Source organism: Marinobacter sp. SBS5 (genome assembly GCF_048285575.1).
Taxonomy (GTDB): Bacteria; Pseudomonadota; Gammaproteobacteria; order Pseudomonadales; family Oleiphilaceae; genus Marinobacter.
Genome location: NZ_JBLWAZ010000009.1, coordinates 62,845 through 85,171, shown reverse-complemented (window position 1 = coordinate 85,171; position 22,327 = coordinate 62,845). Strand labels below are relative to the sequence as shown.

Sequence of the window (22,327 nt, the reverse complement as noted above, 5' to 3'; positions counted from 1 at the left end):
GATGATGTTTTCAAGCGGCTACTGGTGGGCTGGGCGTTGTAAAGATGCCCCTTATCGTGGGAGGGAAGGATCTCCTTGAAGGCAATCTTGTGGATGTCATACCGGATTGGCGTCCTCGCACCGGAATTTTTCATGCCGTGTTTCCGTCACGCCGAGGGCTATTGCCAGCGATTCGCACGTTTCTGGATTTTCTGGAAGAGTCTGTGGATGAGGTGGATTGATGACAGGTAAGCCGCTGATTAGCTCAAAATGTCCAATATACCTAAATATTGGACATTCTGAGATGGCCCGTCTGAAGGCCCCTGAGCTTCATTTATAGCTCGGCTTTTAATGCCGTTCCGGCCCCCAGTTTATGTTCGTGTGTGCAACGGCCATTAATCGACAGCAATGCCACGCTCTACAAGTTGGTTCCGCAGCAATTCAACCCTACGCCGGTTCACGCCCATATCGTAGAAACCAAGAAGCGATTGTGACCGAACATTCAAGCGCTGCTTGTCTGCATCAATCAGGACTTCTAGATAATCCGGAAAACCAAACGTATCGCTGTAGCAGGTAATATCCGCATAACCATAGCGGGCAGCGTTAAGAGAAGCGCCTGGTAGTTCGAGAGCTTCCGCTTTGATGATTGCCCAGGTTGATTCGCTCAAAGGCTCCACCAAACGAATAGGTTCGATGGCGTAATAACTCACCGTGGAAGACGTTGAGACGCAGTTTAGAAACGGCGTACAGCCATCCAGCGTAAACTGTGTTCCCGTGGGCGGAACGTTACTGGTCGAAGCGCAGCCTGAAAGAAGCAGTATCGCGAGAGCCGTAATGTAGCGCATGTTGTGAAAAGCTCCTTTTAACTGCGTTAATGGAAAATTAGAGATTGGGCAATGCAAAGGATTGGTAGACGACCACAAAAAGTGCTAAACCCGTGAAGCCAAGAATCAGAGGGTTAGCGCTTTAATTTCACACAAAGTGCTAAAAAAACTTCAAGTTAATTCTAGAATATCGATCTGATTTCTTTTTCCACACAAAGTACTAAATTCGTCGTACGCTCGGATTGCAACCTTCTTCCACCTCTGGGGCGCCTAATACGAAGTCAAGATCAACTGATAAAGGTAGGTAGAGCAGGTCAGACCATGAGGCGGTTCAGGTCTCCAGCGTCATAATGGCTTCCAGGAAACTTTTTGAGGGTTCTAGGTGGAAGTCCGTGGACGTCTACTGGTTGAACGACCATAGAAATTGCTATATCTCGGAAGCAACGAATCAGCAGTTTACACTACAGTTTTCACACAAAGTGCTAAATTCGCCGTTCGAGTTGGGGTGATTTTTAACAGCCTTTTGGTTTGAATAGTAGGAAACAGGGGAGTCGGTTAACTGGTTCAGAATTGGTGTAATCTGGTAATTAATACGGAGCACGCATCGATATGAATACAAAGCGTCCAACCGAAAAAGAACTCTTGGACGGCCTAATCGCCCACACGGCCCATGCGGATCAACTCGCGGAGCCGCTCCAACCCGCTGCAACTGAAAGGGAGGCTAAAGAAGTTGAGGCTCTAATCGGGCGGATACAGCGTGGCATTCCATTGTGACAGCTCCATCTAAAGATCCTCAGGATTAACCCATGGCATGCGCCAATCAATCAAAATTGGCCGTTTCAAATTTTCACAACAATCGGCGAGTTCCTCGGCTCATACCGTGCGGTGCAGGTACTGGCGTTAACCACCTTGGTTTGCCCCCGCTGGTATTCCCCGTAGCCTTCATGGATATGGCCGAAAATGTGCGCTTTGAGTGAGAGTTTTTGAATTCGGTCAAGCAAATCAATGCAGCCAACATTCTGGCATTTGAATCCAAGGTTTGCCTCATCACCAATGCTTTTAGGTGGTCCGTGGGTGATCAGCACATCGGTATTGTCCGGAATGAGCTGCCATTTCTGGTGTAACTGTTGGCCACGCTCCAGCATAAACGCCCAATCCATAAAGGTGGGTGTCCAGGGTGAACCCCAGAATCGAACACCCTCAATCTCGACGCCGCTGTCTTCCAGGTAAATGGCGTTCGTCAGTGCCTGCCGTGCTAATTCCGGAGTTTCCTGGAAAGCCCAGTCGTGGTTGCCGGCAATTACAATTTTGTGTCGGTGCGGCAGCGTTCCGAGCCACTCGTTGAGGTCTTCGATATTTTCCAACGTGCCCTGGCCCAGACTGTCACCGGCATGGATCAGCACGTCGCCATCGGGAATATCCGGAATTCGACGGTGTAGGCTATGGGTATCTGAAATACAGATTAATTTCATACCGTCCTCTCCGGTGATGTCAGTAACTCGGACTCTAATGACCATTTCATAAACGGCAGCAACCGGACAATGTTCCGAGCATCATCCACGCCCCGGTGGTGCCTGCCCTCAAAGGCGAGATTATGAAAAGCCAAAGCGCTGGCAAGACCGTTCTTTTTCTTCTGGCCGGTGGTGCATCGCCAAATCCGTTTCAGGTTCAGGTGAGGGCGAGCCAGAATAGCTGGCTGCGCCTCGTCCAGCATGCTTTGGGCTTCCAGGTGCAAGCGGTCATAGTTACCCCAGCTGCACCAGATGAAGTCGTTTGATAAATCACCTAGCCAACTGTTCATGGCTTTAACCGCCTTGGGCAGTGTGGGCGAAGCATCAGCCATCGACTGGGTGATTCCGGTCAACTCTGTGCAAAAGCTGCTTAGTGCAGAATTCCGGATTGGCCTGACCATAAACGATCTGGTATCCAACAGCTCCCCTTGTCGAGTCGCAAGAGCACAACCAAGTTCGATGATCTCCATGTTGTGGATACCTTGTCCCTCGCCATCAGGGGTTCTCTGGTCTTCCCAGCAGGTAGCCTCTAGGTCGACGATCAGGAGGGGAGAGCCATCTCTACGTTCAAACCAATGTCCCATATTTTGGGTCGCCCTAAAACCAAAGTTCCGTTTTTGTGAATTCCCATGGAGCCAATATGCCAATTACGAAGGCCCGTTGCACCCAGAACACGAAACGGATGAAGAGCTAACTCCTTATTTGCGTCGCGGTTTGGTTTGTCCGTTGAGTTTTCTAGTTTGTCTATTGTTACCTTCAATAAACGGTAAAAAAATAAACGACCTCAGCACCGTCATCGACAACGACAAGATCACCATTGCGGGCATCCCAAACGAAGCTTGGGATTACGTTGTGAACGGTAAGGCTACTCTGAATTGGGTTATGGAGCGTCAGGCCGTGACGACCCATAAGGCCAGCGGCATCGTCAATGACGCAAACGACTGGGCCCTTGAGACCATGGGGAATCCAAAGTATCCACTGGAGCTGTTTCAGCGGGTGGTTACGGTGAGCCTAAAAACTCAAGAAATCGTTCGTGGCCTGCCAAAGCTCGAGATTCTCTGAATGTAAGTAGTGACAGACAGGCTCCAACATAGCCGTTATAAGATCCGGGGTAAGCGTCCTGCTGCCCCGGAGTATCGATTTACCTCACAGCCTATTCGCCGAAAGGATTTTCACCAATAAATAAGCAGCGGATCATGTGAGTCACGATCAGGCGAAGAATCCAGCCAATCGAGTCAGTTATCCACTCCCACCAAAAACGCGTGCGACGATAGCTTTTTGCCATGCGCTTGCCTCCGTATGGAAACGAGAGCAGCTCTGACCCATCTCATCTGGCGGTTTGCCAAATCGGCTGGAACACCCTAGAATCATTATCGCTAAATGATGCTTCAACGGTTAGCCACTCTCGAAAGTAATCGTTCCGAAGCTTTGGGAAGAGGCGGCACACCTCTTCCCAGCACTTCCCCTCAGCTCGCATACTCTCGAGCCTTAGCATTAATTATATTCTAAAAGCCATTGCCGGCCAAACTTTTGGGAATAAGCGATAATGCATGTAGCTATATCCTTTAAATACAATGCGTTAGCGATCTATGGACAGCCGATGCAGGTCATTTTCACCACTGCGCATAATCTGAAGTTATGGCAAACCTACTCCCTCCGACGTGTCGGTTCGCCTGCTCGGATACAAGTTCCACATTAGTAAATCGATGATAGGAGATAGTTCAGCGCAGGCACACAGCTGAGCTTCACCTGATCAATCCGCCGGCCAACTGCGCTATTGCCTGAACGCTTGGTGCCCACTCCGTACTCGATGACTTACAAATTATTCTTGGCACAGGGTCGGCAGCGCCTCACGAAGGCCGGGGTCAACAGTAACCCGTGCGTACAGCGCTTTTCCATAAACCTGATGTTCTGACCGCCGGACCACTTCACCGAATTCGTGCACCAAAGAAACCTCCTAAATCTTTAGGAACCATTGGTAGTTAGAAAGGCATTCAATGTTGGCATGCCTCCTTAAACCTCGCAGTAAAAACGTTAGTTCTTTTGGCTACTTCGCAGGACCTCAAAATCGTGTGGAAACCATACCTTATCGAAATATCCTTTGGCGGCTTGCGCGATCCAGGGCGCAAAAACACGTGAGGACGGAAGATGCACCGAATGAAAGAGCTCTGTCGTTTGATCTTGATGGACCTTGTGGTAATCCGGTTCAACTGACCTTCTAAAGTCCCAATCAGTCTGGTCAACCCCTTGGCATTGTCGAATCCGGTTTTGCGCATCATCGGTTAGTTGAATGCCGAGCAGGGGAGACTCTGGCCAATAACGCGCAATCAGTCGTCCTTCCTCCAGCCGAGTTTCGAGAATTTGTGATGGATGGAGAGGATACTGAAAGATGTGATCAAGACCATGATAGCCTGTAGCCTTGTATTTTACGGTTCTATCGGCGGTTTTCACAAAAATCCAGCTTGCCAGACTGACAAACTCTGCGAATGCATTTTCGGAGGCGCGCAGAAAAAGCCAACGTTCAAAGTTTATGGTAGGCCGCCACGTAGTGCGTTGGCGATCCTCAATGAAAACCCCAGTCGCAATATTTGGCACCTGGCGGTAGTTCGCAAACCGGAGTAATTCATGAGAACCCGCGTTATCCAAGTCCGCCCAACACCGATAGGTGAACTTAAGGCTAATGAGTGAACACCAGAGACTGAAAGCCATGCAAAGATCGCACGGTGCCTTGCCCTCTCGAACGTCTTCAGGCCGAACATGTCTAAAGTCCGACCAGACAAGCCGGTGCTCAAACCCCAAACACGCTTTTTGCCAGCGGAGAATTCGCCGAAGAGCTACCGTGATCAGTAGGAGCATGTGAGCCTCATGAGCATCCAAATGCTGGTCACTCTCAGGAGTATGGCCTATTCGTCTGGGAGACTGCCCCCAGTCTAATTTCGGCCAGTGTTGAAGTTTGGAAATTCGGGATCGCAGGGCTCGATTGTGAGTAATGACGCTCATGCGATTCAATCGGTCGTGATTGATTCCGGCGGATCGCTGACATTCAAAGGCCAAGTAGTATGGGTTACCGATGTTCGGTTCAAAAAAACTGGGGTGTTCTTGATCAAAATGTGTGCCGACCCGACCTTGTACGTCCATTAAGCTCACATAGGCGTAGTTGTTCTTGTGCGCCTCACAGCGTTCTATCCATCGGGCGAGCCAACTCAGTTTGCGCATTTCCCGACGTTTTAGACATGCCTTTCCCCAAGCTGCCTTTGGCAGTGCACCACACTTGTTACAAAAGGGTTTTCGGGATTGGAATGGTCGCGTCCAGCTGCGTTGGCATGCGGGACATTCTGAAAGCAGTTCGCAATGATGAATTGGACAAAGCCTTAGACATGCCAGGCCGTAAAGCCAAGAGTGAAACAAATAGTCTGCGCACTTGGGGCATTGGTAAATGCGAGCTGGTAACGGCGGGAGAAACGGTTTGAGACGGGAGAGACTCAGTCCCGGATTGGCAACGAACAAACGCCGTGCCTGGGAGTAGGAACTCTCCTGAGGGTTTGCCCAAAGCAAACCTTCATTTAACCGGTAGGTCATAATCATCTCCGCCAACGGAACTCATCCTGGACTCCCAACCAGAGATACCAAGCTGGGCGCAATCCCTGCACCTTCCAGACTCTTGATCACACAGGCTTCCAACAGGGCACGGTCAGCTCTATCAGCGCAGCCCGGCAAGTAATCCATGAAGAGAAGATTGGTTGCCCGCGTAAACTGGGCCATTCCCCAGGAGGTCAACCCTAAAGGGATACCGTAGCGCTCTCGATAGTGACGCCAATAGAGTGGCGCGATGTCGGCCAGTCGCCAGCCTTGGCGATACAACGCCGGGCAGAAATATTCGGTGGCGCAGATTGGTGGCAACTCGGACACGACCAGGTTGTCATATTCATGAAGGCAATCTTTCAGTTCCTCTTCGGACCGAATGCCGTAGAAATAATCGAAATTGTTGAAGAAACGTTCCCGTAAGTAGCGATTCTCAGGGCGAAGCAGCGCTTTACCCAGGGAATGGAACTGATCCTGGTTGGCGATAAAGAACACAGAACAGTTAATATGCAAATTCACTAAATCGTTGTAGATCTCGGCAAAGGCATTGAGTTGATCAAGGGTTAAAAGCTGCGCCTCGTCGACAACCAGCACCACCTGCCGCGTATCGTTGGCCAAAGCCGCATCGGCGAGCCGAATCACAATGTTTTCTAGCAAGATATCTGCGGTTTTTCGTTGCAGATCAAAATCTAGTGCTCGGGCAATCTTGGCAAACACCGCTCGAATTGTCTCAACGTCTCGCAGCCCATAATGGGTATAAAGTACATGGATAGGTTGCCCACTGCGATTTTGTAGTCGATGCTGCAACGCTTTTACTGCCCTCGTTTTGCCTAGGCGTGCCTCACCAATAATGAGTCCGCCGGTATGGCCACAGCGCACCCAGGCTTCTATCCGCCTCTCAAGCGCGCTCGCCATTGGTGTGGGTATCCAAAAAGCGCTGGCATCCTCTAGTATCGATGCTGCTGACATTGTGAACGCTACCTCCGGTTTTTTGCCATATCGGGGTTCCAATCCGGTAGGCGTTCGAGCGCCTGCTGAAGTGCGGAATCATTCTCTGGGTTCGGCGTTGTGTCTTCCGCCTCTTTCGCGGGCAGTGTGCCTTCTTCCGGCATCAGTTTTGCCAGTTTTAACAGCGAAAGCGCCTCTTTCGGCAGATGGCGGTGCGCCAGCATGTAATCAAAGAACCCGCCCAAGGGGTCTCTTTTCGAGAGCACGTTTTGCCTAACCAGTTGATTGATTCGCTTACGCAGAGACACTGAGTGCGCAAAGCGCATCCAGGTAAGGGGCGCCTGAACGACACCAAGGGGACGGCCATCCAACGTCATCACGTGAAGCAACCGAATATCCCGAATGTCGATCAATACCGTAACCTTCTGGTTAAGTAGATCAGCGGAATTCAGTGCTGCGCCAGTATACTGACAGCCTTCAAAGTTGATCCGAGGGGCCTCCGCCTTAAAGCCCTTCCGCACGGTTACCGTTTGACTTCGTTCGTACGGACCGAGCCCCGGACCGAGATTGCTGGCACGGAGTGGCAGCAAGTGGTTGGCCATTTGGTACTGCATCTGCTCCAGAGGCGTGATCCCACCTTGATTGGCTAAGGGGCTCAGGTTGTACTCGGTCAACAACACACTGATCGCTTCCTCGAGCGCCCGCAGGGACACAAATGGTGGGCTTTTCTGTAGTTTAGAAGGTTCACGGAGCGGGTCGTTCGGATGACTCCCGGTCGTTGAGGGAAACCGGTGAATGTCCAAATTCAGTCGGCGGAACGCCTGCTCAATAAGTGCGCGCGCCTTAGGATTTTTAGGCAGCCCGAAATTAACGGTCGCACCAAGGTTTTCACAGACCATGCGACGGATTTGGTGCGACAGATGAGCCAGAGCATTATCCAATCGAACGATACCGAAGGTGGGCCGGCAAAACGACTCGTCTAGGGCGGATGGAAAACCGGCTTCCGCGGAATATGACAGCCCTGGCGCAGTGAGCGTGAGTGGCTCCCACGGTTGTACGAGCTGCTCCAGCAGTGCCAACACATCGGCGGAGTTGGGGTGGGCGGACAGTGCTATGGTCGCGGCTAGGTAGCAGCCTGTACCGACATCTCTCGCAAGAAGTAAGGAAATCCGCCCCAGGCGAAGTGGCTTCATTTGATCATGAAGAACCACCGCTGCGGCGCCCTTACAGTCGATATGAGCCTCGTCGATGTGAATCTCTTGAAAAGCACAAACCGGCACGGTCTTGGGACCGATCACGCGGTGATGCTCCTTTGGCATCTGCAGTTCTATCAGGGAGCGTTTCAGAAAACGGCGACACGACTCATAACCTAGAGAAGATGACGTAAATGGGTAGGTATCTTTGGGCCAACCTTGATCGTTCAGGTAAGCGATGAAACTGGCGTGGAATCGTCGAGGTGTCAAATTTTGGCTGCTTTTGTTCCGACGGACTTTCGCTCGGATCTGAGTCATGAGGTAGTCCGCCAGCCCCGGGACTGTCGCCAACACGTATTGAAACCCACAGCGGTCACCGGCTGGCTTTGCCAGCGTCCCAAGGGCGGCCCTTCGGCTGGATGTTTCCAATCGTTGGTGCGGAATAAGACCTGTTGTCAGAGCCGGAGGTGCATCCTCTTCGCCTGCAAGGCACCGGCCCATCAATTGGCTGACCCTGCCTGGCGTTACGTTGAAACTCTCGGCGACGGATTTGACGGGATGCCCTTCCAAAATGGCGGCGACGATCCGGGCGTTGGTGAGGTAGCGCCGACGCTTCTCTGCTGGAAAAGCTTGGCTATCCAAAAACGGCCACCGCTTGAATTCGTTCCATTCCGGCTCGTGAAACAAACGCTCTCGCCACGTCAGAACCATGCCGTCACCTCGGTCTCGTAATTGAGCGGGTTTTTCGACAGATCACAATGCAGGTGGTGACGGTGGAGTAATCGGTATAAGGCCAATTCAGCGGTATAACGTTCTATTCTCGGCGCCCCCCCAAGAAGGTCGCCGATGGTCATGGCGGTTTCCTGTCTAGCGGCATCAAACATCCGCTGCTCTTGGTCAACCGTATCGAAACCGTGAGCATGGGCATCGGCCAGCACTTGAACGATGGGCAACCAATGAAGCGCTAATCGCTCCTGGTTAAGCACCGCTTCGTTGGCCAGAACAGCGAAATGCATGCCGTGTTGCTCGAAGAACGCCCGTAACGGGATCTCTTTATCCGCGTCAAACTCCGCTCGAGGTTTCAGTTCGAGGATATCGATTTGCCCGTTCCGGACCACGTACACATCTGGTATGTAGGGTTTCCGGTTGACCAGCATCTGGTAAGGCTGCGGAACAAAACTGGTGACCTCAGGATCCGCCTCGAGAAGCAGGGCGTGTATGAACTCAGTGTAGCAATGGAAGCTGGCCCGTCCTGCGTATTTGACACAGCGTTGCTCGTAATAGTCCGCTTGCTTGGTCAGTTTCAAGCGGGTTGGTTGCTGCACCGGGACCAACTGATTCTGGCTGAACCGAACAGAGTGGTCGCTCAGAGGCGGAGGCTGGCTAATGAGGCGAGACGGAGCCATGTGGTGGTCCCCGAGCGATTAACGGACTAATAAGTATGGTCGACACTTGTCGATTGATCAAACTTTGATCAGTTTGACAGTTTGCGGTAGTTCGTCAAACGTCCCCTGTTTCTTGCGGTTTTCCCGTTGGTTGCCATACTTAGGAGACCGGAAGAGGGCGCTTGGCCGCGCCTGAAATTCCACCCCGAAATTGACAGAACCCCGGAGGGGAAATGTCAAAATCCATCACCAGCGCGCGGTCATTTCCGCGCCCGTCTCCAAACACCCGCTCGCTCGGCTTTCAGGAGCGCCCGCTGGTCTCGTTCCCGATCACCGAGGTGACCATCGATTGGGACCGGCTCATCGACAAGCGTCCGTTGTTGCTGGAGACCCTTGACACCATGCCGAAGTACCTGCTCAAACCCGAGGTGCTGACGCTGCTGGAGGCCGAGACCCACCCCATGCACCGGCTGATCCTGGATCTGATGTGGTGCACCGGCGCCCGGATCTCCGAGGTGCTGGCAATCACGCCGGCGAGTTTTCACGACGACGGCTACGACTTCGGGGTGGTCCTCAAGACGCTCAAGCAAGGGGCAGGGCGGCCGAGCAAACGCAGTCTGCAACGCTCGCCCAAGCGCTTCATCCCGATCCTCGACCGGGACTTCCAGACCCGGATCCAGAGCTATCTGTGGATGGGGAAGTTTCGGAAAGACGAGCGGATCTTTCCGATCACGCGCCAGGCGGTCAGTGCGAACATCGATCGGCTGTTCGAGCAGGTGGAGGGAAAGCCGCCGTTCAAGATTGGCTGCCACACCTTTCGGCACAGCTTTGCGGTACACCTCCTGCTGCATGGGCGGCCATTGAAGTTTGTGAGCCAACTCCTCGGTCACCGAAGTGTCGAATCGACGGAGGTGTACACGAATGTGCTCACGTTCGACGGAGCGCATTTTCTGGAAGGCGTGGAGTTCCACTAATCAACGCGACTCAAAATAACGCTATATATGGTGCCCGATGGCTATAAAAATACCCACATATTGACAGATGTAAAATTATGCGGTTAATATGCAACCAAACGTAACGACCCTAGGTGGCGATATGTCTGGTAAGAATCAGCACGTAGTAAGGCGAGAAAACGGATGGGCTGTGAGAGGAGAGGGCAATAGTCGTGACACTTCTCACCATTCCACTCAAGCTGAGGCTGCTGAGGCGGCGAGAGAGATAGCCCGGCGACAGAATAGCGAAGCTCTGATACACGGCAGAGACGGTCGGATACGGGAACGAGATTCCTACGGGAATGACCCTTTTCCACCGAAAGGCTGATACATGTGGCATCAACCCGCTGTCCGCAGCCAACTGCCCGGGTACCCATAGGTCAAGTGATAAGTAGATCGGTTTTTTAGAATGGGCGCTGATCACTGTCATGGATAGTTGAGGCAGAAATCTGGGAGATTCATCGCGAGGCTGAAACGGGTCTCCAAGAGGCCTCTTTTCCCTCCGGTGGCCACCCGCCGGCGACCGAAACCGATAGTCACTGGCTACCATATCGAAGCCATATCTGGAATGAAGCTTGATATGCCAGTAATCGCCCACAGGGCACGTAGGTGGTTGTTACAAAGAGGGCACAGGGGTGGAGAAAGATCTAAAGAAACAGAACAATACTACGATTGCCGCGCTATTAAGTGCTGCCGTCCTCGTGTGTTTGGGGTTTCAGTATGGTTTCAACTCCTTGCCAACATTAAAAGAGGGGCTTCTAACAGGCGTCGCTGGGGTGATTACCCTAGCTGTTCTGGTCTTTATCACCCATCTGCTCCCACACGATATAAAGCACAAGCTCGTCTTCACCCGTTTCGTGAATGAAATGCCCGGAGGACGGGTCCATCATCTCTGCAAGCGGGATTCGAGAGTGGTGTATGAAGACGTTGCATCACATTGGCCGCATGTCTTTGATGAGGCGATCGCCGCGGGTGATCGGAACTCCCTCTGGTATCGAGACATATACAAGCCTGTTCGAGATACCCATGAGGTCCGTCAATCGCACAGAAGCTTTCTCCTTTACCGCGACACCTTTTCGGGTTTGTTTGCTCTCCTGATTTTTACAATTCTGTGGGACTCCCTGGTAGACCCTCAACTTATTGGTGACATTGTTCCTGCTGTCTATGTCGTGCTTGTCATTTCATCCCTCCTGGCTCTTCTTGCCGCTCGCAATGCAGGTAACAGGCTCGTTGTAAACGCCGTTGCCGTCGCTCAATAGACGAAAGGAACTGTGCTTCATGAACTCAAAGGTTACATTTTTCCCTGTTGATAATGGTGACATGACCCTGTTGCAGCTTGCGGACGATCGCCAGACCTGCCTTCTGATTGACTGTCGGATCAGGCGTTCTGCCGATGATCCGGGAGACACGACGCCTGACGTTGCTTCTGAACTTCGCAAGCGAATTAAGACTGATCACCAGGGGCGGCCGTTTGTCGATGCGATGCTTCTCTCACACCCGGATGAGGACCATTGCCTTGGTCTCAGGGAGCATTTCTGGCTTGATTCAGTTGATGACTATCCCGACGACGATAAAGACCAGTCCAAGAAAAGAATCATCATTCGGGAGCTTTGGTCGTCCCCGATGATTTTCCGACGTGCTTCGAAAAAAATGCCCCTGTGCGACGATGCCAAGGCTTTCGCGAAGGAAGCCCGCCGTCGCGTCCAGGCAAACCGGGACAGCGGATTCATCGTTCCTGATGGCGATAAAATCCTTATCCTTGGGCAGGACAAGAACGGCAAGACAGATGGCCTCGAGCGCATCCTCGTCAGGCAGGGGGAGGTCATTCGAGGCATAAACGGCATTAGCTCAAACTTGCTGGAATCACGCTTACTCGCGCCGTTCCGAGAGCAAAAAGAGGATGTGGAGGAAGAGCTGTCGAAAAACGACTCCAGTGTTGTTATCAATTTCAGCATTAAGGAGTCCAGTTCCGGCTTGTATTCCAGCCGATTCCTGATTGGTGGTGACTCTGGTGTCTGCATTTGGGAGCGACTCTGGCGAGAGTACTCGAAAGACGACCTGCAATATGACCTGCTACTTGCCCCTCACCACTGCTCATGGCGCTCCCTTTCGCATGACAGCTGGTCTGAAAACGGCAATGATGCTGAGGTTTCCGAAGATGCCCGCTCTGCCTTAGCGCAGGCAAACGCGAATGCCTTCATCGTTTCCAGCAGCAAGCCTGTTGTCAATGATGACAACGATCCCCCCTGCATTCGGGCCAAGCGTGAGTACAAGAGCATTTTAGGGTCAGATGGTATCTTCAAGTGCACCGGGGAGGAGCCGACTCGAAATAAGCCGCAGCCTCTTGAGTTTAAAGTGTCCAGGTCTGGCTTTAGCAAGGTCGTTGTCGCTGCCGCAACAGTGTCAGTCGCATCATCTGCTCCACCCAGGGCTGGCAATGACGATTGAATATATTGACTACGGAGAGTCACTCGGAGCGTCGGTCACCTTGAATCTTCCGGAGCCATTGCGTGATCTGGCCGACGCTTGCAGCGACCATTCAGATTTCGACATTGTTGAATTTCGGCGGATTTCGAAGGATTCTTATGCGCTTGTGGTCGATGCCGGCGATGGAACCTTTGACGCTGATAACCCTGTTGGCATACGTCGCATCGAACGCCTGGCGATTGTCTTAAACCCCAATCTTGGTTTCCCATGGGAGGTCAGGGCGCTTCGATCTGATTTCCCGGTGACCATGCATCAAAACCATGTGGAGCCAAATTCTCCACGCTCCCTGTGTCTCTATGTTGAGCCCTGGTCATCTGTGGAGCGGACATGGAGTCCACAGTCATTTCTGGCTCGGGCCCTATGGTGGCTTAGGGAAACCGCCTGCGAAAATCTGCATCAAGCAAACCAACCTCTTGAGCAGCTGTTTTTCGAACCTGCGGATCAGTTTGTATTGCCCGAGAATTATTTCGAGAGACTCACTGACACCGGCTATAGTATCGTTTTCGACCAGCCACCATTCGCTTGTCGCGGAAGATTCTTGTACCAAGCCCGGGTTGTCGATCGTAAATCGCATCCGAGTTACCGGGGCAAACAATGGATACCGATTACGATCATCTTGCCTCCCATTACTCACGGCCGTATCGAGGAACATCCGAGGCACCTTGGGGATCTGCTTCAAAAACTCGAGTCTCGGGGCGCCAGTATTTCCGGATCGCTCCGTGAGGCGATTCAGGATCTTGTTCCTGAGGGGCAAAGCTTTGACTGGCCGGCCGATCAGACCAATAAGATACTTCTAGTGCTGGGTATCTCCCTCGAACGTGACGGCAAGACCGAGCGAACAGACGTTTACGGCTTCGCTATTGATAAACATCTTGGCCGTCTCGGTGAAGACCTTGACGCCCTGATGCGCAGTCCCGGCGAAAATAAGTGGTTTCGTAACACTGTGATTATGGAAAAATCCGGGCCCCTGAATGTGGATCGATTGGAAAGTTACCCTCTGACACCCGTTGGTATCAGGCTAATGCCGTCGAAGCAGGAGGTGAGGGAATACTCGGGCATCGCTGAATCACCATGCGATTTTAGCGGGGTTATTTCTGGACTTGGATCTTTGGGAAGCGCTGTTGCTTCAATATGGGTGAGGGAAAGTTGGGGCGACTGGGAATACGTCGATCATGATGCGATCGAACCCCATAACCTGTCTCGTCATATTGCCCTCGGACCATGTGTGGGTATGGCTAAATCTGAAATGATGAGCATGCAGGCCGCTTCAATGTTCTCCTTGGGTGGTTCTGAGATCAGCATGAAGAATGCCCATGTCAGAAAGCTTACAGATGACCTCCAGTGGCTGCATGGCTTTCTTGAAGACAAGGACCTCATGATTGATGCCTCCACGACCGTAGAGGTCCCTCGGGACTTGTCTGGTATGGACAGGTCTGCTCGCGTAGCAACAATCTTCATCACCCCCTCAGGTAGTTCTTCGGTTTTGCTCATGGAGGACCAGTCAGGGTACATCCGGAGTTTGTCACTCGAGGCCCAATATTATCGGGCCATTCTGACCAATGATCCCTGGGGCGCCCATCATTTGGAAGGGAACAAGGGGTACCTATGGGTGGGGGCTGGATGCCGGGACATTACTATGTCGATGTCTAACGAACTGATATCGCTCCATGCATCGATATTGGCTCGCCAGGTTAGGCTGCATTCCGAAAAGGAGGAGGCCCAGATCAAGATCTGGGATCACGATGGGATGTCTGGTTCTGTCAGAGCTCATGACATTCAGGCCTGCAAGCCCACGCATGCGGAAGTTGGGGGTTGGACTGTATGGTGGGATGTCTCGATTGAAGGGTATATGTCCAGACTCAGGGAGAATGAGTTGCCCAATGAAACCGGTGGTGTTTTGGTTGGCTTTATAGATCAGAAGATAAGAACAATATCGGTGGTTCTGGCCAGGCCCGCACCAGAGGACAGCGTTTCCACACCAAAGGAGTTTTTGCGCGGAACTGCCGGTGTAGAAGAAAATATCGATGAATGTCGTCGTCGAACTGGCGGGATCGTCTCATACCTGGGCGAATGGCATTCTCATCCAAGAGGCTGTCCATCAAATCCAAGCACTCATGATCGAAAACAGCTGGATTACCTGCAAGGCGTCATGGCTCGCGATGGAAGACCCGCAATCTCAATGATTGTCTCGGACTCAACGATCAGCGTATCTTTGGGCCAACAAACAACGACGGTTGAGTTGTCATTTTTCACTCCTGAAGAAGGCAAACTTAACCTTTGACTATTTCACTGCTGAGCGATTAAGACGCTTATAAACAAAAGCGGACATTCGCATTGCCAGTGGACGTGGGGTGTCGACCGAGAAAACTGCACCAGGGCTCAGGGGGGGGATATGTGATTGTAAACGGAACAGCTAAATACCGCTCTGAAATAGCAGAAATACCGTATTCGTTGTCAGCCTCACCATGTCCAATGCCCTGCCTGAGCTAGCTCTAGCCGAACGGTTTTTTGTCGACTACCATGATAGAGGTAGCAGGCTTGCCCAGGCTCGGCTCATTCCCTTTGTTTCGCGATTGCTCACACACCACCACTTAGCCCTCCAGACAATCTAAGTTGGTTGCTTCTTGATCCCAAAGCAATGCTCCTCTGCGGGAAATTCGCCGGCTCTGACCTCTCTCATACAGCGCAAACACATCCTTGATTGGAGCGCTCAGATCGACGTACTTCTGGGCGAATTTTGGCGTGTAGTCAGAGAACAGGCCCAGAATATCCTCCGTCACCAGCACTTGGCCATCACACTCGGGATCCTTTATCAGTTAAAGCACAACGAAATTGAGAAACCGCACCGCACCAAACACCACAACGCCCGAGACAACCGGCCACCCTAGGGACTTTGTTTTCCACCAGACCAGCAGAGTTGCGCTTCCCCCTACCGCCGTTGCAACCCAGGCATTTAGGGTGCCGGCTGTGGGGACCAGCGAAGCCCCCAGCATGGCCGCAATCATCACCGGGCCGAGCACCCCGAGCCACCTGGGCATGGCCGCTGTACCGCCCTGACTGTTTTCCCGAGCCAGACGCCTCTGCATCCACACCAGTGGTAACAAACGCATTAACAATGTACCCGCGGCGGCAACCATCACCGCAACCCACAGCTCACCAGCCATGCGTTAAACCTCCGCCCGTGTATTGGATTGCATCACAAAGAACACCGCCGCGCCCAGAAGCGCCGCAACCGGTATCGCCATATTGGGCAGGCCATTAGCCGCGAACAACAACGCCACGACAATGGCACACCCGAGCGCTGCAGCCCATAACCAGGAAGTGAATCTCGGGGCCAATAGAACCACAAACAGGGCCGGTAGCGCGAAGGGCATAACGTCATTCAGTAATGGCCAGCGCCCGGTCAGCTCCTGCCCCACAAAAGCTCCTAGGGCCGTGCCCCCTACCCAACTGAACCAGGCCAGCAACATGGCGCCAGTGAACCACCCCAGGCGTTCCGAGGGTGGCAACGCCGGCAGGCGGGTGTGCGCCAGAGCGAAGACCTGATCCGTCAGCCCGTGCATCAACCAGAACCACCACCGGTTCCCGGTGAGCCAGGGGGCCAGGTTCGGGGCATACACCAGATGTCGGGCATTAATCAGCAGCGTCATCACCACCACAAGCCACAACGGGGCTCCCGAGGCCACCATGCTAACAAACAGAAACTGGGAGGCCCCGGCATAGATGACCAAAGAGATGAAGATGGTCTCCCAACTGCTGAAACCGGCCTGATTGGCGATCAGGCCAAATGAAATCGCCACCGGAATGTAGCCACCGAGCAGCGGAATCGCATCCCGTACCCCACTCACCCAGGCGCGCCCGCCCGCGCTAATTACCTGATCGCTCATGATTCCTCACCTTCTTTCTGATACACGATGGTGACCAATAACGTGGCCCAGGCTTCCCGGGTGCGATAAACGTGAGGCTGCTCAGCATCAAAGGTGTGGCTCTCGCCGGCCCGCAAATGCCGGCTTTGGCCGGTGACACCAACTTCCAACTGACCACTGATAACGGTAACGGACTCCACCGCTCCCGGCGTATGGCCCTCCGCCATGCGCGTGGTGTTGGGAGCACAGGACATCCAGTAAGCGTCTACCCGGGGATTGTCTCCCCCCTGATCCACAAGCCGGACCTGAACTCCTTCTTCACCAACCGGCACACGGATCGGGGCAACCAGGCTGCCGAAGGGGATATTAAGCTGAACCGCCAGTCGCCAGATGGTATCCAGGGTCGGATTCCCATTTCCCTGTTCCAGGCGGGAAAGATTCGACTTGGCAACACCTGCAGCGGCGGCAAGCCCCGAGAGCGACCATCCGCGAGCTACCCGAAGGGACTGAAGGTGTCGCCCCAGGGTTTCGAGAGAATGCTGATCCATGTAAACCACCTCCAATGTTCTATTTATAGAACGTTCTACAAAAGGAACAAGGAAATGTCAATGATGAGGTGCTAATCGCACCAGCATTCCAGTGCCGCCGATTTTCCGGCTGCTGAAGTATCGGTATGGTTGATCGGTTTTCCTACCAGTTGGAGCATGGAGGGCGGTGAGATGTTGCCCGAACCGGGTGACAAGGATGCCTGGTTGAATAGCTACTCTTGACGACGGTCTCTTTCAATCTGAACGTTCGCTTTGCGACCAGGCTGGCCAGCAGGGAACAATTTTCTGAACCATACTTAAAGACCCTTACCCTCCGAAGAGGGCCACGTCATGACGTTTCCTACCAGCAAAGTTCCCTGGAACAAAGGGAAGCTCGTCGGCCAGAAGCTGCCGCTCAAACTCGAACAAATATGGGCTATCCGTATTCGGTTAGAGATAGCAAAGAACATCCGCGAACTGGCGATGTTCAACATGGCAATTGACTGCAAACTCCGATCCTGCGATCTGGTAAAGCTATTGGTTCGAGATATTTCCAGAAACGGTGAGGTTCTGGACCGGGCGCAAGTCATCCAGCAGAAGACCAGTCAGCCTGTTCAGTTTGAGATAACCAAAAAGACGCGCGAATCGGTCGAAGCATGGATCGAGCTGCGAGGACTCGCAGGTATGGATTATTTGTGGCCGAGCCGGATGCGAAAGTTCGACCATATCACTACTCACCAATACGCCCGTCTTGTCAAAAAGTGGATTACCAGCATTGGACTTGATCCTTCAGTCTACGCAACCCATTCAATGAGACGGAGCAAAGCGACATTGATCTACAAGAAGACCAAGAATCTTCGAGCCGTCCAGTTGCTGTTGGGACACACGAATATGTCGAGCACCGTGCGGTACCTTGGTGTCGAGGTCGAGGATGCTCTGGAGATAGCTGAGAGTATTGAAATTTAGGTGCGTAGCTTCTGTATTTGGTCCCTTTGGATGCCGCAAACGCTGCCAGCCCCGGTCGATGATCACCCTCGGGCTTCGATCAGACTCCTCCCGTCGCTAAACAAAAGCGAACATTCATGGCGCCTGTAATCCTCGGGTCTGTCTGCCTAGTTGAGCGCTTGGTCATTCTTCAAGAACCTAGCAAACGGTCAAATGGACTAACTGTTCCAGCTCGTCGATCGCCAATAACGTGGGTGTAGATTTCAGTCGTGCGAATATCGCTGTGGCCGCGGATCTCCTGAACCGTTCGGATATCACTTCGGGATCTCAGTACCAAAAGCGTGGCGAAAAGTATGCGCCGTCACCCGATTGGTAATTCCGCTCGTTTGCACAGCCTGCCTTAATTGCCTCGCGTGTGTAGAGTGATGAGAGTGATGTCAGCAAATATAGGCAGCGATGAGGTGAACGCATCTTGTTGGGGGCGGGAATAGATAATGCCTGACCTGCCCCCAGTCTTTAATCCAACTGCTTCCTAGTAATGTCCGTTACTGCTGAATCAGTTTTGCCAAGTCGGAGAGCGGAGGCAAACTCCAGGGGTGTCTGATACACTAGGGATGAATGCGGACGCTGCTCACTGTAGTCCAAGCGCCAATTGCTGATCTTCTCCCGGGCGTGTGCGAGATCTCGGAACCAGTGTTCATTCAGACACTCATCCCGGAATTTTCCGTTAAAGCTCTCGACGTAACCATTCTGCATCGGCTTTCCGGGCTGAATCAGCTTCAGTTCAACGCCATGACGATAGGTCCATTGATCGAGTGCTTTGCCAGTGAATTTCGGCCCTTGGTCGGTTCTAACGGCTTTCGGGTAGCCTCGGAAGGCCGCAATGCCATCCAGGGTACGGGCTACCTGTTCACCCGAGATGCCCATGGCCACGGGAATGTCGAGGCATTCCTTGGTGAAGTCATCCACGATAGTCAGGCATTTGATCCTGCGCCCGTTGGCCAAGGAATCCATCACGAAGTCCATGGACCACGTATGATTCGGTGCATCGGGCAACACCAGGGGCTGTCGTTCCACCATCACACCTTTACGGCGCTTGCGTTTGCGGACGGCCAGGCCTGCCTTCCGGTAAAGCCGATAAACCTTCTTGTGATTCACCTCAGCAGCAACGCCAATCAGGGCGGAATTCATGGGAGATCGATCGGGACTGATCACCAACAGAGCGCAGATGGCCAGAATTGCGCAATTAAAGAAGATGGAGTAGCCCACACCAAGAAAGTACATCAGCACCGAAGACGTCAGCAGGCAGCCAACAACATTGCCGATTGTGCTCAAGGCTGTAGCACTACCGGCGGCTTCGCTTTTTCTCGTATTCTGGTCTGCCGCGTTAAGTAGCAATGGCACGGTCTGGCCAAGAAAGAATATTAGCCGTGCCATGATAGTCGGACAGAAGGCTAGCAGGTGGGTTAGAGCATTGCTGAGTACCGGGATTACCGCAGTGAGGTCCGTCACCGTCAGAACATACCAGCTGAAGAACGGGTAGGAGAGACCAATACCGAATAATCCTGTGGCGAAAACGAGGTTGATCAGCAGGGCACTGGAAAATTTCTCGGATGATCTCTTCCCAGCCTGATAATAGCCAAGTCCAGGGCCGCCAAAAAGCAAGTTATGAAAATTGAGGTGTAAGACACTGATCTGCCGATAAACGCGATGGTTTGACGGTTAGTGACCATCTGAATACCTGCACTGGCCAAGCCAGGGACCGCCCCTTCCGGTCGTTTCATATGTTCCAGAAACGCCTACCAAAAAATGACGCTATCTAGCAATTGGGATTGTCAAAGCTGATAAGGCCTGGAATTCCCGCGCCCTCTGCTAGTTTTGTCTTGCCGTAGCAGAGTTACTGCACCCCCGGATGTCCTGGGAACGCCCACGAGCTGGCTAATCGACCGTTGTTGATAACAGGCCTCTTAGAAAACTAAGTATCTAGAAAATTGATCATTGGCCCTACCCCCGCTTTTGAGGGGGGTGAAGCCAAAACGATTGAGATACGGTTAGAAATATCCAACAAACCCGAGCTGCCAACGATAGCTCTCCCTTAGTTAGAAAGGCGATTTTATGACCATGCAGATGACAGAAGAACAAAGAATGGCCACGGACGGCTTGAGGAAGGTTCTCGACGCTGAGATTGAGCCAAAATTGAGAGCCCACGGTGAAAAGTTTATTCCCAAAGAGATGATGAAGGGCTTCATCAAAACGTTGACAGAATATGGTCTGATCAGAGCGCCGTTCCCAGAACAGTGGGGGGGCTTAGAGATGGATTGGGTCACACATTTGCGCTTGTGGGAGGAGGTTGGTGTCAGTGCAATCGATCTGGCGCTACCAATCCTTATCAATGTTTCCGGCGCAGACATGTTAATCAGAAATGCTTCTGATTCCGTGAAGGAAAAATATGTCCCTGGACTGCTCTCTGGTGAAGTTTTCATAAGCATGGGGATATCTGAGCCTGACGTCGGTTCGGACGTTGCTGCTGCAAAGACGCGTGCAGTCCGTGATGGGGATTATTGGGTCATTAATGGAGAGAAAACGTGGATTTCCAATGGAGAGCATATGGATATCTTCGTATGCACCTGTAAGACCGGCGAAGGCGAATTGACACACATCCTTATCGAGGCAGATACACCGGGCCTCGAAGTGCGTGGCATTCCTAAAATGGCGTTGAACGGACAATCAACCTCTCAAATTTTCCTCGCGGATGTACGCGTACCCGTCGAGAACACTGTCGGGGAGATCGGGCAGGGATTAAAGAACACGCTAGTAACCTTTGAGCGTGCCCGGTGTCACATGGCCGCGTGGGGCTATTCGATTGCAAGACGGGCGATGGAAGAGTCAATTAAATACAGTCAAACCCGATCTCAACATGGGAAATTGATTGCAGGTCATCAGCTGATTGCAGAGAAAATTGCCAACATGGCTACGCAGATTGATGCCGCTCGATTACTTACGCTCAGGGCAGCAGAAATGATTGATCAAGGTTTGCGGTGTGACAAAGAGTGTGCGATGGCAAAGTGGTTTAGCACAGAAATCGCGGTAAAAGCCTGTCGAGATGCGGTTCAGATCCACGGCGGTAATGGTGTTACTAAAGAGTTCATCGTAGAGCGACTAGCGAGGGAGGCAATAATTGGCCCTATTCCAGATGGAACGACTGAAATCCAAAAGCTGTTAATCGCCCGATCACTAACTGGTGTACCGGCCTTCAGTTAAAAAGCCACCAAAACAAGATGACTTGGCGAGGTAATCAAATGACGAACAGTGCCTTACTTTATGAGCAATCTGGACCCGTTGGGTGGATTAATCTAAACCGCCCGAATGAAATGAATGCGATCAATCTGCAGATGCTGGATGAGTTTGAAGAGATTTTGCCCAGGATCGCTAATGATGATGCCGTAAAAGTCATTGTTTTGACTGGAAAGGGGAGAGCCTTTTGCGCCGGAGCAGATCTGAAAGAGATCCTTAATTCTGCTCGCTTACAACCCGGAGAAGCGGATTTTATCGATCGATTGACTGGGCGCGTTTTGAATGTACTTCGTGACTTCCCTAAGCCGGTAATCGCGGCCTTGAACGGCATCACGATGGCTGGAGGCCTTGAAACCGCCATGTGTGCGGACATCGTGGTTGCGGCTGATAGCGCAAGAATCGGAGACGCGCACGCCAACTACGGCGTATACCCTGGAGCTGGCGGCGCAGCAGTTTTACCAAGAATCATTCCTCTTAACGTAGCGAAATTTCTGCTTTTCACCGGTAGCACGCTTTCTGCAGAAGAAATGAAAATTTACGGATTTGTGAATCAAGTGGTGGATCTTAATTCCCTGCGAGCTGAAACACAAAGGATTGCAGAGTTAATCGCAGAGAAAAGCCCAATTGCGCTTCAACGTATGAAAACTGTGGCGAATGAAACAGGCAGCAAGGCTCTTCACGATGCCTTGGAGCATGAACAGGTACTCTTCCGACGCCACATGCGTTCATATGACGCTATGGAAGGCCTTAATGCATTTAGTGAAAAGCGAAGGCCTCAATTCAAAGGTTACTAA

At 52.3% G+C, this 22,327-nt stretch carries 25 protein-coding genes and 2 pseudogenes; 12 read left to right on the top strand and 15 right to left on the bottom strand.

Going from position 1 to position 22,327, the window contains the following annotated elements:
• The first annotated feature begins 44 nt into the window (after positions 1 to 44).
• Positions 45 to 221 (top strand): hypothetical protein, encoded by a 177-nt coding sequence (locus tag ACNQ6O_RS15035; RefSeq protein ID WP_418053998.1) that lies wholly within the window; start codon positions 45 to 47, stop codon positions 219 to 221.
• Between the two features lie 153 nt (positions 222 to 374).
• Here ACNQ6O_RS15035 and ACNQ6O_RS15030 read toward each other — a convergent pair whose 3' ends face one another.
• A complete protein-coding gene (locus tag ACNQ6O_RS15030; protein ID WP_418053997.1) occupies positions 375 to 824 on the bottom strand; it encodes a DUF1499 domain-containing protein in 450 nt (149 codons plus the stop codon).
• A gap of 588 nt (positions 825 to 1,412) precedes the next feature.
• On the opposite strand from ACNQ6O_RS15030, the gene ACNQ6O_RS15025 reads away from it, so the two are divergent.
• Positions 1,413 to 1,577, top strand: coding sequence for a hypothetical protein (locus ACNQ6O_RS15025; RefSeq protein WP_418053996.1), 165 nt, complete (start codon positions 1,413 to 1,415; stop codon positions 1,575 to 1,577).
• A 65-nt stretch (positions 1,578 to 1,642) separates the two neighbouring features.
• On the opposite strand, the gene ACNQ6O_RS15020 is transcribed toward ACNQ6O_RS15025, so the two are convergent.
• Entirely contained in the window at positions 1,643 to 2,275 is a 633-nt protein-coding gene (locus ACNQ6O_RS15020) for a metallophosphatase domain-containing protein (protein WP_418053995.1), read from the bottom strand.
• On the bottom strand, positions 2,272 to 2,898 hold the full coding sequence (locus tag ACNQ6O_RS15015; RefSeq protein ID WP_418053994.1) for an exonuclease domain-containing protein: 627 nt from the start codon (positions 2,896 to 2,898) through the stop codon (positions 2,272 to 2,274). The genes ACNQ6O_RS15020 and ACNQ6O_RS15015 overlap by 4 nt, the downstream gene beginning before the upstream one ends.
• A 187-nt stretch (positions 2,899 to 3,085) precedes the next feature.
• Between ACNQ6O_RS15015 and ACNQ6O_RS15010 the strand changes: the two are divergent.
• Positions 3,086 to 3,376, top strand: a pseudogene (locus ACNQ6O_RS15010) (type ISP restriction/modification enzyme); the annotation flags it as partial.
• Between the two features lie 91 nt (positions 3,377 to 3,467).
• Here ACNQ6O_RS15010 and ACNQ6O_RS15005 read toward each other — a convergent pair.
• From ACNQ6O_RS15005 to ACNQ6O_RS14995, 3 genes are all read right to left on the bottom strand, one after another.
• On the bottom strand, positions 3,468 to 3,599 hold the full coding sequence (locus tag ACNQ6O_RS15005) for a hypothetical protein (RefSeq protein ID WP_418053993.1): 132 nt from the start codon (positions 3,597 to 3,599) through the stop codon (positions 3,468 to 3,470).
• Between the two features lie 537 nt (positions 3,600 to 4,136).
• Positions 4,137 to 4,262 carry a hypothetical protein gene (locus tag ACNQ6O_RS15000; RefSeq protein ID WP_418053992.1) on the bottom strand — a complete coding sequence of 42 codons (126 nt, stop codon included), beginning with the start codon at positions 4,260 to 4,262 and terminating at the stop codon, positions 4,137 to 4,139.
• A gap of 86 nt (positions 4,263 to 4,348) precedes the next feature.
• The gene (locus ACNQ6O_RS14995; RefSeq protein ID WP_418053991.1) at positions 4,349 to 4,960 is read right to left on the bottom strand and encodes a hypothetical protein; all 612 of its coding nucleotides are present in this window, start codon (positions 4,958 to 4,960) and stop codon (positions 4,349 to 4,351) included.
• A 653-nt stretch (positions 4,961 to 5,613) separates the two neighbouring features.
• Here ACNQ6O_RS14995 and ACNQ6O_RS14990 point away from each other — a divergent pair.
• Positions 5,614 to 5,784, top strand: a complete 171-nt coding sequence (locus ACNQ6O_RS14990) for a hypothetical protein (RefSeq protein ID WP_418053990.1) — start codon at positions 5,614 to 5,616, stop codon at positions 5,782 to 5,784.
• Positions 5,785 to 5,914: 130 nt separating this feature from the next.
• Here ACNQ6O_RS14990 and ACNQ6O_RS14985 read toward each other — a convergent pair whose 3' ends face one another.
• From ACNQ6O_RS14985 to ACNQ6O_RS14975, 3 genes are read right to left on the bottom strand one after another with little or no spacing between them, the layout of a single operon-like run.
• Positions 5,915 to 6,865, bottom strand: a complete 951-nt coding sequence (locus tag ACNQ6O_RS14985) for an ATP-binding protein (protein WP_418053989.1) — start codon at positions 6,863 to 6,865, stop codon at positions 5,915 to 5,917.
• An 8-nt stretch (positions 6,866 to 6,873) separates the two neighbouring features.
• Complete coding sequence (locus ACNQ6O_RS14980; RefSeq protein ID WP_418053988.1) at positions 6,874 to 8,748, bottom strand: hypothetical protein; 1,875 nt, start codon at positions 8,746 to 8,748, stop codon at positions 6,874 to 6,876.
• On the bottom strand, positions 8,739 to 9,443 hold the full coding sequence (locus tag ACNQ6O_RS14975) for a hypothetical protein (protein ID WP_418053987.1): 705 nt from the start codon (positions 9,441 to 9,443) through the stop codon (positions 8,739 to 8,741). Before ACNQ6O_RS14975 ends, ACNQ6O_RS14980 begins: the two co-directional genes overlap by 10 nt.
• A gap of 212 nt (positions 9,444 to 9,655) precedes the next feature.
• On the opposite strand from ACNQ6O_RS14975, the gene ACNQ6O_RS14970 reads away from it, so the two are divergent.
• The 5 genes from ACNQ6O_RS14970 to ACNQ6O_RS14950 all read left to right on the top strand — a co-directional run bounded on the left by ACNQ6O_RS14970 (position 9,656) and on the right by ACNQ6O_RS14950 (position 15,182).
• Positions 9,656 to 10,396: a tyrosine-type recombinase/integrase gene (locus tag ACNQ6O_RS14970; protein ID WP_418053986.1), complete on the top strand. Its 741-nt coding sequence runs from the start codon at positions 9,656 to 9,658 to the stop codon at positions 10,394 to 10,396.
• A gap of 121 nt (positions 10,397 to 10,517) precedes the next feature.
• Positions 10,518 to 10,742, top strand: coding sequence for a DUF2188 domain-containing protein (locus ACNQ6O_RS14965; protein ID WP_418053985.1), 225 nt, complete (start codon positions 10,518 to 10,520; stop codon positions 10,740 to 10,742).
• Between the two features lie 307 nt (positions 10,743 to 11,049).
• Positions 11,050 to 11,673 (top strand): hypothetical protein, encoded by a 624-nt coding sequence (locus ACNQ6O_RS14960; protein ID WP_418053984.1) that lies wholly within the window; start codon positions 11,050 to 11,052, stop codon positions 11,671 to 11,673.
• Between the two features lie 19 nt (positions 11,674 to 11,692).
• Positions 11,693 to 12,862: a metallohydrolase gene (locus ACNQ6O_RS14955; protein WP_418053983.1), complete on the top strand. Its 1,170-nt coding sequence runs from the start codon at positions 11,693 to 11,695 to the stop codon at positions 12,860 to 12,862.
• A complete protein-coding gene (locus ACNQ6O_RS14950) occupies positions 12,852 to 15,182 on the top strand; it encodes a Mov34/MPN/PAD-1 family protein (protein ID WP_418053982.1) in 2,331 nt (776 codons plus the stop codon). The genes ACNQ6O_RS14955 and ACNQ6O_RS14950 overlap by 11 nt, the downstream gene beginning before the upstream one ends.
• A gap of 310 nt (positions 15,183 to 15,492) precedes the next feature.
• Here ACNQ6O_RS14950 and ACNQ6O_RS14945 read toward each other — a convergent pair whose 3' ends face one another.
• The 4 genes from ACNQ6O_RS14945 to ACNQ6O_RS14930 are packed head-to-tail and all read right to left on the bottom strand — an operon-like array spanning position 15,493 to position 17,315.
• Positions 15,493 to 15,714 carry a 3-methyl-2-oxobutanoate hydroxymethyltransferase gene (locus ACNQ6O_RS14945; RefSeq protein ID WP_418054070.1) on the bottom strand — a complete coding sequence of 74 codons (222 nt, stop codon included), beginning with the start codon at positions 15,712 to 15,714 and terminating at the stop codon, positions 15,493 to 15,495.
• A gap of 3 nt (positions 15,715 to 15,717) precedes the next feature.
• Positions 15,718 to 16,065, bottom strand: coding sequence for an AzlD domain-containing protein (locus tag ACNQ6O_RS14940; protein ID WP_418053981.1), 348 nt, complete (start codon positions 16,063 to 16,065; stop codon positions 15,718 to 15,720).
• Positions 16,066 to 16,068: 3 nt separating this feature from the next.
• Complete coding sequence (locus ACNQ6O_RS14935) at positions 16,069 to 16,788, bottom strand: AzlC family ABC transporter permease (RefSeq protein WP_418053980.1); 720 nt, start codon at positions 16,786 to 16,788, stop codon at positions 16,069 to 16,071.
• Positions 16,785 to 17,315, bottom strand: a complete 531-nt coding sequence (locus tag ACNQ6O_RS14930) for a helix-turn-helix domain-containing protein (RefSeq protein WP_418053979.1) — start codon at positions 17,313 to 17,315, stop codon at positions 16,785 to 16,787. The genes ACNQ6O_RS14935 and ACNQ6O_RS14930 overlap by 4 nt, the downstream gene beginning before the upstream one ends.
• Positions 17,316 to 17,645: 330 nt before the next feature.
• On the opposite strand from ACNQ6O_RS14930, the gene ACNQ6O_RS14925 reads away from it, so the two are divergent.
• Positions 17,646 to 18,260: a tyrosine-type recombinase/integrase gene (locus tag ACNQ6O_RS14925; RefSeq protein ID WP_092032349.1), complete on the top strand. Its 615-nt coding sequence runs from the start codon at positions 17,646 to 17,648 to the stop codon at positions 18,258 to 18,260.
• A 169-nt stretch (positions 18,261 to 18,429) separates the two neighbouring features.
• On the opposite strand, the gene ACNQ6O_RS14920 is transcribed toward ACNQ6O_RS14925, so the two are convergent.
• Both ACNQ6O_RS14920 and ACNQ6O_RS14915 read right to left on the bottom strand, forming a co-directional pair.
• Positions 18,430 to 18,576, bottom strand: coding sequence for a tyrosine-type recombinase/integrase (locus tag ACNQ6O_RS14920; RefSeq protein WP_227507720.1), 147 nt, complete (start codon positions 18,574 to 18,576; stop codon positions 18,430 to 18,432).
• A gap of 179 nt (positions 18,577 to 18,755) precedes the next feature.
• Positions 18,756 to 19,397: pseudogene (locus ACNQ6O_RS14915) on the bottom strand (IS3 family transposase); the annotation flags it as partial.
• A gap of 957 nt (positions 19,398 to 20,354) precedes the next feature.
• Here ACNQ6O_RS14915 and ACNQ6O_RS14910 point away from each other — a divergent pair.
• Complete coding sequence (locus tag ACNQ6O_RS14910; RefSeq protein WP_053114414.1) at positions 20,355 to 21,500, top strand: acyl-CoA dehydrogenase family protein; 1,146 nt, start codon at positions 20,355 to 20,357, stop codon at positions 21,498 to 21,500.
• A 38-nt stretch (positions 21,501 to 21,538) separates the two neighbouring features.
• Positions 21,539 to 22,327 carry an enoyl-CoA hydratase/isomerase family protein gene (locus ACNQ6O_RS14905; RefSeq protein WP_053114415.1) on the top strand — a complete coding sequence of 263 codons (789 nt, stop codon included), beginning with the start codon at positions 21,539 to 21,541 and terminating at the stop codon, positions 22,325 to 22,327.

What these genes read in the sequence shown, in the direction of transcription:
- ACNQ6O_RS14990 (WP_418053990.1), top strand. Translation starts at nt 5,614, where the DNA reads ATGGTCGCGTCCAGCTGCGTTGGCATGCGGGACATTCTGAAAGCAGTT.
- ACNQ6O_RS14955 (WP_418053983.1), top strand. Translation starts at nt 11,693, where the DNA reads ATGAACTCAAAGGTTACATTTTTCCCTGTTGATAATGGTGACATGACC.
- ACNQ6O_RS14940 (WP_418053981.1), bottom strand. Translation starts at nt 16,065, where the DNA reads ATGGCTGGTGAGCTGTGGGTTGCGGTGATGGTTGCCGCCGCGGGTACA.
- ACNQ6O_RS14935 (WP_418053980.1), bottom strand. Translation starts at nt 16,788, where the DNA reads ATGAGCGATCAGGTAATTAGCGCGGGCGGGCGCGCCTGGGTGAGTGGG.
- ACNQ6O_RS14965 (WP_418053985.1), top strand. Translation starts at nt 10,518, where the DNA reads ATGTCTGGTAAGAATCAGCACGTAGTAAGGCGAGAAAACGGATGGGCT.
- ACNQ6O_RS14905 (WP_053114415.1), top strand. Translation starts at nt 21,539, where the DNA reads ATGACGAACAGTGCCTTACTTTATGAGCAATCTGGACCCGTTGGGTGG.
- ACNQ6O_RS14985 (WP_418053989.1), bottom strand. Translation starts at nt 6,865, where the DNA reads ATGTCAGCAGCATCGATACTAGAGGATGCCAGCGCTTTTTGGATACCC.
- ACNQ6O_RS15020 (WP_418053995.1), bottom strand. Translation starts at nt 2,275, where the DNA reads ATGAAATTAATCTGTATTTCAGATACCCATAGCCTACACCGTCGAATT.
- ACNQ6O_RS14910 (WP_053114414.1), top strand. Translation starts at nt 20,355, where the DNA reads ATGACCATGCAGATGACAGAAGAACAAAGAATGGCCACGGACGGCTTG.
- ACNQ6O_RS14980 (WP_418053988.1), bottom strand. Translation starts at nt 8,748, where the DNA reads ATGGTTCTGACGTGGCGAGAGCGTTTGTTTCACGAGCCGGAATGGAAC.
- ACNQ6O_RS14925 (WP_092032349.1), top strand. Translation starts at nt 17,646, where the DNA reads ATGACGTTTCCTACCAGCAAAGTTCCCTGGAACAAAGGGAAGCTCGTC.
- ACNQ6O_RS14970 (WP_418053986.1), top strand. Translation starts at nt 9,656, where the DNA reads ATGTCAAAATCCATCACCAGCGCGCGGTCATTTCCGCGCCCGTCTCCA.
- ACNQ6O_RS15015 (WP_418053994.1), bottom strand. Translation starts at nt 2,898, where the DNA reads ATGGGACATTGGTTTGAACGTAGAGATGGCTCTCCCCTCCTGATCGTC.
- ACNQ6O_RS15035 (WP_418053998.1), top strand. Translation starts at nt 45, where the DNA reads ATGCCCCTTATCGTGGGAGGGAAGGATCTCCTTGAAGGCAATCTTGTG.
- ACNQ6O_RS14975 (WP_418053987.1), bottom strand. Translation starts at nt 9,443, where the DNA reads ATGGCTCCGTCTCGCCTCATTAGCCAGCCTCCGCCTCTGAGCGACCAC.
- ACNQ6O_RS15030 (WP_418053997.1), bottom strand. Translation starts at nt 824, where the DNA reads ATGCGCTACATTACGGCTCTCGCGATACTGCTTCTTTCAGGCTGCGCT.
- ACNQ6O_RS14950 (WP_418053982.1), top strand. Translation starts at nt 12,852, where the DNA reads ATGACGATTGAATATATTGACTACGGAGAGTCACTCGGAGCGTCGGTC.
- ACNQ6O_RS14930 (WP_418053979.1), bottom strand. Translation starts at nt 17,315, where the DNA reads ATGGATCAGCATTCTCTCGAAACCCTGGGGCGACACCTTCAGTCCCTT.
- ACNQ6O_RS15025 (WP_418053996.1), top strand. Translation starts at nt 1,413, where the DNA reads ATGAATACAAAGCGTCCAACCGAAAAAGAACTCTTGGACGGCCTAATC.
- ACNQ6O_RS15005 (WP_418053993.1), bottom strand. Translation starts at nt 3,599, where the DNA reads ATGGCAAAAAGCTATCGTCGCACGCGTTTTTGGTGGGAGTGGATAACT.